This is a genomic window from Stenotrophomonas sp. PS02297, from assembly GCF_029959705.1.
In the GTDB taxonomy this organism is placed as follows: domain Bacteria; phylum Pseudomonadota; class Gammaproteobacteria; order Xanthomonadales; family Xanthomonadaceae; genus Stenotrophomonas; species Stenotrophomonas nitritireducens.
The window spans coordinates 1-9263 of the sequence record NZ_JASCOS010000132.1; the positions used below are offsets into that span (position 1 = coordinate 1).

General features: G+C 69.3%; 9 protein-coding genes. 5 read left to right on the plus strand and 4 right to left on the minus strand.

The genetic code is table 11. The features are described 5' to 3' along the window. Nucleotides 1-556 precede the first annotated feature (556 nt). The gene (locus QMX80_RS16840; RefSeq protein ID WP_055765871.1) at nt 557-1498 is read left to right on the plus strand and encodes a Nudix family hydrolase; all 942 of its coding nucleotides are present in this window, start codon (nt 557-559) and stop codon (nt 1496-1498) included. A gap of 165 nt (nt 1499-1663) precedes the next feature. On the opposite strand, the gene QMX80_RS16845 is transcribed toward QMX80_RS16840, so the two are convergent. The 4 genes from QMX80_RS16845 to grxB all read right to left on the minus strand — a co-directional run bounded on the left by QMX80_RS16845 (nt 1664) and on the right by grxB (nt 4854). Then, nucleotides 1664-2239 carry a DUF4124 domain-containing protein gene (locus QMX80_RS16845; RefSeq protein ID WP_282278322.1) on the minus strand — a complete coding sequence of 192 codons (576 nt, stop codon included), beginning with the start codon at nt 2237-2239 and terminating at the stop codon, nt 1664-1666. 141 nt (nt 2240-2380) lie between these two features. Further along, nucleotides 2381-3211, minus strand: coding sequence for a methylenetetrahydrofolate reductase [NAD(P)H] (gene metF / locus QMX80_RS16850; protein WP_282278323.1), 831 nt, complete (start codon nt 3209-3211; stop codon nt 2381-2383). A 100-nt stretch (nt 3212-3311) separates the two neighbouring features. After that, nucleotides 3312-4070, minus strand: coding sequence for a hypothetical protein (locus tag QMX80_RS16855; RefSeq protein ID WP_282278324.1), 759 nt, complete (start codon nt 4068-4070; stop codon nt 3312-3314). A gap of 142 nt (nt 4071-4212) precedes the next feature. Further along, nucleotides 4213-4854 (minus strand): glutaredoxin 2, encoded by a 642-nt coding sequence (gene grxB, locus QMX80_RS16860; RefSeq protein ID WP_282278325.1) that lies wholly within the window; start codon nt 4852-4854, stop codon nt 4213-4215. A gap of 216 nt (nt 4855-5070) precedes the next feature. Here grxB and QMX80_RS16865 point away from each other — a divergent pair, with 216 nt between their 5' ends. From QMX80_RS16865 to QMX80_RS16880, 4 genes are all read left to right on the plus strand, one after another. Further along, nucleotides 5071-6687 (plus strand): APC family permease, encoded by a 1617-nt coding sequence (locus tag QMX80_RS16865; RefSeq protein WP_282278326.1) that lies wholly within the window; start codon nt 5071-5073, stop codon nt 6685-6687. Between the two features lie 199 nt (nt 6688-6886). Further along, nucleotides 6887-7792, plus strand: a complete 906-nt coding sequence (locus QMX80_RS16870) for an alpha/beta hydrolase (protein ID WP_152984111.1) — start codon at nt 6887-6889, stop codon at nt 7790-7792. Between the two features lie 49 nt (nt 7793-7841). Next, nucleotides 7842-8888: a histidine kinase gene (locus tag QMX80_RS16875; RefSeq protein ID WP_282278328.1), complete on the plus strand. Its 1047-nt coding sequence runs from the start codon at nt 7842-7844 to the stop codon at nt 8886-8888. Beyond that, a partial coding sequence (locus QMX80_RS16880; RefSeq protein ID WP_282278330.1) for a response regulator occupies nt 8885-9263 on the plus strand: 379 nt, incomplete at its 3' end. The genes QMX80_RS16875 and QMX80_RS16880, both read left to right, overlap by 4 nt.

Here is a 9263-nt window from a genome sequence, read left to right on the forward strand (position 1 = left end):
ACGCCACACCACGTGCGTGCCCGGTGGTGACCCCGGGTTGGGGGGAAACACCCCCAAGGCCGCGGGGCGGACTTGGGGCCCCACGTTCTTTTCTTCCGATCCCCGCGGCTGTCGCCGCGCCCCCTTACCAAGGGGGCTTTCCTCCGGGCAGATTCGGTAGTGCCGGCCATTGGCCGCGGCACGCCATCGCTGCGCGCTGTCGCCCCACGATGTGCGCCGCAAACTGCGGCCCCGTTCTTCTTCCCCGGCCCGGAGCAGCGCACGAGGCGTTCGTCGGGTCTGTGCGGCGGTACCGTGCAAGCAGTCCGCCCTTCGAGCCGGCTTCGCTGTTCGCGCTTCGCGCAGCGGGGCGGCCCTGCTTCAGGGGATGTGTCTCCAGGCGCGATCCCGGCAGGGGCCGACTGTTGATCGGGCCCGTCGAGCATCCACGGGCTCACCGCATGACCGCAGGTGTCGGGCTTGCCCCACACGGGGGCCTTCTCGATGAACGTCCATGCCGGGAAAGCACGAATGCAAACGATTGCGCCGTCCCCCGGATTTTCGGCATTCTCAGCGCATGACACCTCCGTTGCGCTCCATCCATGTCGTGGCCGCCGTCATCACCGACGCCCGTGGCCGCATCCTGCTCAACCGCCGCACCGGCAACAGCGACATGGCCGGGTTGTGGGAGTTTCCCGGGGGCAAGCGCGAGCCGGGCGAGACCTCCGAACAGGCGCTGGTGCGCGAGCTGCGCGAGGAACTCGGCATCGAGGCCGAGGTCGGCGACTGGGTGATGGAGGTGCCGCAGCTGTATCCGGACAAGCGCCTGCGGCTGGAGGTGCGGCTGGTGCAGCGCTGGAAGGGGACCGCGCGGGGGCGCGAGGGCCAGGCCATCACCTGGGTGACGCCCGACAAGCTCTGCCGCTATTCGATGCCGCCGGCGGACCTGCCGGTGGTGGCCGCGCTGCGCCAGGCCGACCGCTACCTGGTCACGCCGGAGCCGTCGGCCGGTGCCGCCGCCTGGCTGGACGGGCTGCAGGCCGCGGTCGAGGGCGGCATCCGCCGGGTGCAGCTGCGCACGCCGCAGGCCGGCGACCGCGCCGCGCTGGCGCGCGGTGCGGTGGAGCGGGTCGGCCACCGGGCCGAGCTTTTGCTCAACCGCGACATCGCGCTGGCGCAGGAGCTGGGCGTGGGCGTGCACCTGGGCAGCGAACAGCTGCTGCAGCTGGAGCGGCGCCCGCTGCCGGACAGCGTGCTGGTCGGCGCTTCCTGCCACGATCTGGCGCAGCTGCAGGCCGCGCAACGGCTGGGCTGCGACTTCGCCGTGCTCGGCCCGGTGCAGGCCACCGCCAGCCATCCCGGGGTGGCGCCGTTGGGCTGGGAGGCGTTCGAGCTGCTGCGCGAACAGGTATCGCTGCCGATCTATGCCATCGGCGGTCTGGCCGCGGAGGATATCGACACCGCGCGCCGGCACGGCGCGCTGGGCGTGGCCGCCATCCGTGCGCTGTGGCGGCCGTGACCGGTCGGACAGGGCCCGCGTTCCGGGCTGATATCGGCCCGGCGCTGGACAAGGCGGGCGGGAAAGAACGCGCGGGACGCGCCGCGACCGGTGGGCTGGGCGGCCGGCTTCCGGCGCCGTGCTCGAGCGGTGCCGGCAACCGCCGCCGCAGGCGGGCGAGGGGCCCTAGAGGCTGATCCAGAAACAGTTGTATTGCCGGCGCAGCTTCAACAGCGTGCGCGAGGGCGTGCCGCTGCGGCCCAGCACCTGCTCCAGCCGCAGCGCGACCGGGCGCGCTGACGTGGCCGGCATGTTGGTGATCATGATCGGGCCGTTGCCGGCCGCTTCGCCGGTATCGTCCGCCGGTTCCAGCTCCGGATCGCGCGGAAACACCGGCGCGATGTCGACCAGCGGGCGCTGCACGATCGCATCCAGCCGGTCCATCACCCGCGTGGCTTCGGCGCTGGACAGTCCGCTCCAGGCATAGATGCCGGACAAGCGGTTGGCGTCGCGGGCGTCCACCGCGGAACGGATCTGCGCCACCACTTCGCTGAGCCGGCGCGCGCAGGTGTCGCGGTACAGGCCGCTGCCGCCGGCGGCGCGCGCCCCGGGCAGCAGGCGCGCGTGCGCGCCCATCGCCTCGCAGGACTTGTCGCCGTATACCGTCCGCCCCTGCGCATCGGTGCAGCGGTTGACCTGCTGCGCCTGCGCGGCGCCGGCCCACAGGGCGGTTGTGAAGAAGAGGAGCGGCAGGCATCGCATCGGCCAAGCCTAACCGGTGCAGCGCATCCTGATGCGTGACGGCAGTTCCGCGGCTCCGGCCGCAACACCACGCGCCTCCATGTGAGGGGCAGTTGGGCAGGTCCATCGCGCGCCGAGGCGCCCCCCGGCCTGTGCCGGCGGTCAGCCGCGGCCGATCCGCTGCAGCACCGCGCTGGTCGGCTTGGCCAGGTTGAGCGTGTAGAAGTGCAGCGACGGCGCGCCGCCGGCGATGAGCCGCTCGCACAGTGCCGCCACCACGTCGGCGCCGAACGCGCGCACCGAGTCGGCGTCGTCGCCATAGGCCTGCATGCGCTTGGCGATCCAGCGCGGGATCTCCGCGCCGCACTGCTCGGAGAAGCGGCGCAGCTGGCTGAAATTGGAGATGGGCATCACCCCGGGGATGATCGGCACGTCCACGCCCAGCCGCCGCGTCGCGTCGACGAAATGAAAATAGGCGTCGGCGTTGTAGAAGTACTGGGTGATGGCCGCGTCGGCGCCGGCGTCGATCTTGGCCTTGAAATGGCGCAGGTCGGCGAGCGCGTCGCTGGCCTGCGGGTGCGTTTCCGGGTAGGCGCCGACCTCGATGCGGAAGGCGTCGCCCTGCTCGGCGCGGATGAAGGCGATCAGTTCCGAGGCGTAGCGCAGGTCGCCGGGAAAGCCCATGCCCGAGGGCAGGTCGCCGCGCAGGGCGACAATGCGCTTCACCCCGATGGCGCGATACAGCTTGAGCAGCTCGCGGATTTCCTCGAGGGTGCCGCCTACGCAGGACAGGTGCGGCGCGGCCTGCAGGCCATGGTGCTGGTTGAGGTGGCGCACCGTCTCGGAGGTGTAGCTCAGGGTCGAGCCGCCGGCGCCGAAGGTGCACGACACGTATTCGGGCGCATGCACCTTGAGCCTGCTCGCGGTGCGGTCCAACTGCGCGCGCTGGTCATCGGTCTTGGGCGGATAGAACTCGAAGCTGAGCGCGGTCATGGCGGGCCGTCGGAGGGATCTGGTCGAATTATATCTCTCCATCAAGATGGATATGCAATTGTTTCGGCTGTGACCGGCGCTCCGCCCGCGCGCGACGCTTTCAATGCGCCTGCCGTGCCGCCCGCTGCGGCAGCAGGGCGATGCAGGCGGCGATCGCCACCAGCAGCACCAGCGAGGCGGTGTAGCGGCTCAGCGCCAGGCCACCGTGGTCGAGCGGCTTGTCGAGGAAATCGCCGACCACCGCGCCCAGCGGCCGGGTGAGGATGAAGGCCGCCCAGAACAGCAGCGTCTTCGACAACCGGGTGCCGAAGTGCAGCGCCGCGACCAGCGCCAGCAGCCCGCCGAACAGGACGATGCCGCCGGTATAGCCCAGCCCCTGGGTATCGGCCGCCCAGTCGCCCAGTGCGGTGCCCAGGGTCTGCGAGAAGGTGATGGTCAGCCAGTAGAACAGTTCGCTGCGCCGCGAGGTGATGTCCACCACCGAGATGCTGCCGGTGCTGCGCTGCCAGCAGAACAGCGTGCCCAGCAGCAGCGCCAGCAGCAGGCTGCTGCCGCCGCTGTAGCCGATGCCCAGCGAGCGGTCCACGTAATCGGCCAGGGTGGTGCCGACCGTGGTGCTGGCGATGATCGCCGCCCAGTACAGCCAGGGACGGAAGCCGCTGGCGCGGATCTGCGCCGCCACCGCGACGGCGAACACGGCGGCGAACAGCAGCGTGCCGAGCAGATAGCCCAGGTCCATCGACATGGTGACCGCGTCGCCGCCGACCTCGCCCAGCGTGGTGGCCAGGATCTTGGTGATCCAGAAGGCGAGGGTGACTTCGGGAACCTTGCTGTCGCGCAGGGTGGCGCTGAGGGTCATGGCGGCGATCCGGTCCGGGAGGGAGGCGCTGCCACGATGCGGAGCCACGGGTCGGAGGCGTGTCGGAAACGCGCCTCCACCCGCCAGCAGTGCGCCGGTCGCTGGATCGCCGTTCAGCCGGCGGCCGCGCGTGCCACGGGGCTTACAGCGCCTTGCCGTCGAACAGCGCAATCCGGCAGCGCGCGGCCCTTTCGGCCACATAGCGCCGCACGTTCGGGCCGAAAGCGATGTCCTTGACGATGGTCAGCGAGCGCAGCGCCGGGAACAGGCGGAAATCGCTTTCGTCGAGCGTGTCGGCCGGGCCTTGGGCCAGCAGCGTCTCCAGTTCCTCCAGCCGGGGCTGCAGCTGGGCGAGGAACTCGGCGGTGCCGTCCCACAGCGCCTGCAGGTCGCCGAAGGCCTTGATCTCGCGCGCGATGAACGCCGCACGCGCCTCGTCGGTGGCCAGTTCGCGGAAATCCGCGCGGGTGAAGCGCGGCACGCACAGGCGCAGCATCAGCGGCCACACGCGTTCGACCCACGCATCGATGGCGGCATTGTTGCCGGCGGAAATGACGGCCGGCGCGGAGGCCTGGTCGAGGTAATGCACGATGTCCATGCTCTCGGGCATGAAGCTGCCATCGTCCCTGCGCAGGATCGGCACGACCTTGCGGCCGACCATGCGGGTGGGCGTCTCCACGTCGCCTTCCATGATGATGCCGATGGCCACGTCCAGCTGCTTGAGGCCGATGATCATCTGCGGCCGGCAGCAGAACGGGCAGTGTTCGTAGATGAAGAGTTCCATGGGGCCTGGGCGTGGTGGAGGTGGCGCATCATCGCGTCGCAGGACGCGCGCGACAACCACGGCGGCGCAACGGAGCGTGGCGGAAAATGCGGCCTGGCGCATTCCTGCCACGGTGTCTTCACGTGCCGGCGTGCCATAGGTAGGGCCGGCAGCCGGGTCCCGCGCTGCCACCCCCGTTCCCGTGCCGGCACCGGCACGCCGTCTGCCGGAGCCACCATGCATCCTCCCAGCGCCATCCGCCGCGACGTCGGCCCCATCGCCCTGATGCTGACCGGGCTGGGCTCCATCATCGGCTCGGGCTGGCTGTTCGGCGCCTGGCGCGCGGCCGGCCTGGCCGGGCCCGGGGCGATCTGGGCCTGGGTGCTGGGCGCGGCCATCATCCTCACCATCGCGCTTACCTATGCCGAGCTGGGCGCGATGTTTCCCGAATCCGGCGGCATGGTCCGCTACAGCCACTATTCGCACGGTTCGCTGGTGGGCTTCATCGCCGCCTGGGCCAATTGGATCGCGATCGTCTCGGTGATCCCGGTGGAGGCCGAAGCCTCGGTGCAGTACATGGCGTCGTGGCCATGGCAATGGGCGCAGGACCTGTACGTGCAGGCGCCGGGCGGCCATGGCGAACTGACCCCGCCGGGGCTGGGCATCTCCGCCCTGCTGGTAGTGGTGTACTTCCTGGTCAACTACTGGAGCGTGAAGCTGTTCGCGCGCTCCAACAGCGCCATCACCGTGTTCAAGCTGGTGGTGCCGGCACTGACCGCGGTGGCGCTGATCGCCAGCGGCTTCCATGCGCAGAACTTTTCGGTGGGCCTGCATGGCGCCGGCAGCCCGGTGCTCGATTTCTCGGCGATCCTCACCGCGATCGCCACCGCCGGCATCGTCTTCAGCTTCAACGGTTTCCAGAGCCCGGTGAACCTCGCCGGCGAAGCCCGCAACCCCGGGCGCAGCATCCCGCTGGCGGTGGTCGGCTCGATCCTGCTGGCGACGGTGATCTACGTGCTGCTGCAGGTGGCCTACCTGGGCGCGGTGCCGCCGCACATGCTGGAACAGGCCGGCTGGCACGGCATCGATTTCCGCTCGCCGTTCGCGCAGCTGGCGCTGATCGTCAACCTGCACTGGCTGGCGATGCTGCTCTACGTCGATGCCTTCGTCAGCCCCAGCGGCACCGGCATGACCTACACCGCCACCACCGCACGCATGATCTACGGCATGCAGCGCAACGGCACCGCGCCGGACATCCTCGGCCGCGTGCACGCGCATTGGGGCGTGCCGCGCCCGGCGATGTGGCTGAACCTGGCGGTGTCGTTCCTGTTCCTCTTCTTCTTCCGCGGCTGGGGCACGCTGGCGGCGGTGATCTCGGTGGCGACGGTGATCTCCTACATGACCGGCCCGGTCAGCGCGATGTCGCTGCGCCGCACCGCGCCCGGCCTGCACCGGCCGCTGCGGGTGAAGGCGCTGCCGGTGCTGGCCGGCGTCGCCTTTGTGATGGCCACCGAACTGCTGTACTGGGCGCGCTGGCCGCTGACCGGCCAGATCATCCTGCTGATGCTGGTGGCGCTGCCGATCTACTTCTACTACCAGGCAAAATCGGGCTGGCACGACTTCGGCCGGCAGCTGAAGGGCGCGGGGTGGCTGGTCTGCTACCTGCCGACGCTGGCGCTGGTGTCGTGGCTGGGCAGCAGCACCTTCGGCGGCCGCGGCTACCTGGCCTATGGCTGGGACCTGGTGGTAGTGGCGGTGATCGGTGTCGCGTTCTACGTCTGGGGCGTGCAGTCGGGTTGGCGCACGCCCTCGGTGGAGCAGGCCGAGCGCGTCCCGCATCCGGAGCAGGCCTGACACCGGCATGCGTCATCGGGGGGCATTGCATCGCCCCTGAAAGAGGGGGGCAAATAGGCTTTGTGCGTACACGATGCCGCGCCGGTCGTCCGCTGCCACCCCCGCTCACGGGCGCTGGCGGCCATTCGTCATCCAACGGCCGCGGCGGCTGGGCGGCGCAGGCAAGCTGCGCGCACCACAACCGAACGGGAGTTGCACGATGAAGCCGGTCCACATGCGTTCGAGCAAGCGCTCCTCCGCCTTGTTGCTGTTGTTGCTGGCGGCACCGATTGCCGCCAACGCCGCAACTGAAACTGTCTTCCAGGACATCAAAGTGGAAGTCGTGGGCCGCGGCGTGCCGGTGTTGATGGTGCCCGGCCTCAACAGCAATGCCGACACCTGGCGCGGCACCTGCCAAGCGCTGCAACCGCAGGTGCAATGTCACCTGGTCAGCCTGCCGGGCTTTGCCGGACAGCCTGCAGTGGAGGGCGAAGCCTTCCTCGTGCCGATGCGTGACCGCCTGCTGGCCTATATCGCCGAGCGCAAGCTGCAGAAGCCGGCGGTGATGGGCCATAGCCTGGGCGGTGTGCTGGCCCTGCAGATGGCATTGGCGCAACCGCAGGCCGTGGGCAAGCTGGTGATCGTCGATTCGCTGCCATACTTCGGCGCGATACAGAACCCGGCTGCCACCGTGGAAACCGTGCGGCCGATGGCCGAGCAGATGCGCATGGCGATGCTCGCCCAGCCCGAGGCAGCCTACCTGGCGCAGGCCGAGGCTTCGGCGAAGGGGTTGGTACGCGACGCGTCGCGGTGGGATACGCTGACCGCATGGAGCCGCAGCAGCGCGCGCAGCGCCACCACGGCAGCCCTGTACGACATGATGACCACCGACCTGCGTAGTGAAGTGGCGGCAATCCGCTCACCCACCCTGGTGCTGGGCAGCTGGGCCGCCTACCAGTCGATGGGCGGCACCATGGAATCCACCCGCGCCATCTTCGCCGCGCAATACGCCAAGCTGCCGGGAGTGGATATCCGCATGAGCGAAGCCGGCTACCATTTCCTGACGTGGGATGACCCGCGGTGGGTGGAAGCGCAGGTACGCCAGTTCCTCGAACTGGCACCCTGAGCGGGGCATGGCGCGGGGCCTGTTGCCGGCCCCGCACGACGGAGCAGGCATGGAAATCGAAACGCCGCCGCCGGTGCGCGGCTTCTGGTGGTTCAACGCACTGGCATGGGGCCTGTATTCCGGCCTGAATTTGTTCATGGCCGTCACCTTCGCGCATTTCTCTTCGGGCATGGTATTGATCTGCGTGACTTTGGGCATCGCGTTGTGTCTGGTCAGCGGCGGCATCCGCGGGCTGGCCCTGCGGCAAGCCTGGTGGGAGTCCGGCGGCGCAGGCTTGGTCCTGCGCCTGCTGCTTGCCATCGCGCTCGGCGCCAGCCTGGCGCAGTTGCTCATCTGGCTGGTATTGGTGCTGGCGTTGCACTGGGAATGGATAGTCATGCCTGGTGGCGTAGCCGATTACCGCCCCGCCGCCGCGCTGGGCTATTGGCTCAATACCATGGTGGTGCTGACGATGTGGGTCGGCGCGTGGACCGCCTGCCATGGCATACGCCGGGCTCGCCACAGCGAGCTGGCGCGGCTGCGCGAAGAGGCCAGGCGCAATGCGATGGAACGCGATGCGCTGCGCGCGAGGCTCAACCCGCACTTCGTGTTCAACGCACTGAACAACCTGCGTGCGCTGATCAACGAAGACGCTGTGCGTGCCCGTGAAATGGTCACGCGCCTGTCCAATACGTTGCGCAGGGCGCTGGAAAATACCGGCGATGCATCGATCCGGCTGGAACACGAACTGGCGCTGGTGGAGGACTACCTGGCGGTGGAACAGGTGCATTACGAACAACGGCTGCGAGTGCAGCGACGCATCGATGCATCGGCCCTGCACGCGCTGTTGCCGGCGATGGCCCTGCAGTTGCTGGTGGAAAACGCAATCAAGCACGGCATTGCGATGACCCCCGAAGGGGGTGAACTGGACATCGACATCCAGTGCCGGAACGGCGCTTTGTGCATAGAGGTAGGCAACCCCCTGCCGCCGCAGGCCGCACCCACCGGGCATGGCTTGGGACTGGCCTACCTGCGCGCGCAGCTGCGACCGGACGGTCATGTCGAACTGCGCTCCGAAGGCGGGCGCATGCGGGCGCGCCTGCTGGTGCCGCAATGAGCACCTGTCTGCGCGTACTGGTGGTTGACGACGCGCGGCTGGCTCGCCTCGAAATGCGGACCTTGCTGGCGGCGATGGAGGGTGTGGAGTGCATCGGCGAGGCCGATGACGTGCCCGCCGCGCGCGAGGCCATCGCCCGCCTGCACCCGGACGTGGTGCTGCTGGACATCCAGATGCCGTCGGGCAGCGGCTTCGACGTGCTCGATGGTTTGCAGCTGCCTCCATCGGTGATCTTCACCACCGCTTACGACCGATATGCCGTGCAGGCCTTCGACGCCAATGCGCTGGACTATCTACTCAAGCCGGTGGAGGCGTCGCGGCTGCATGCCGCGCTGGACAAGGCGCGCGCCAGGGTCGCGGACGTGGTTCCTGGCG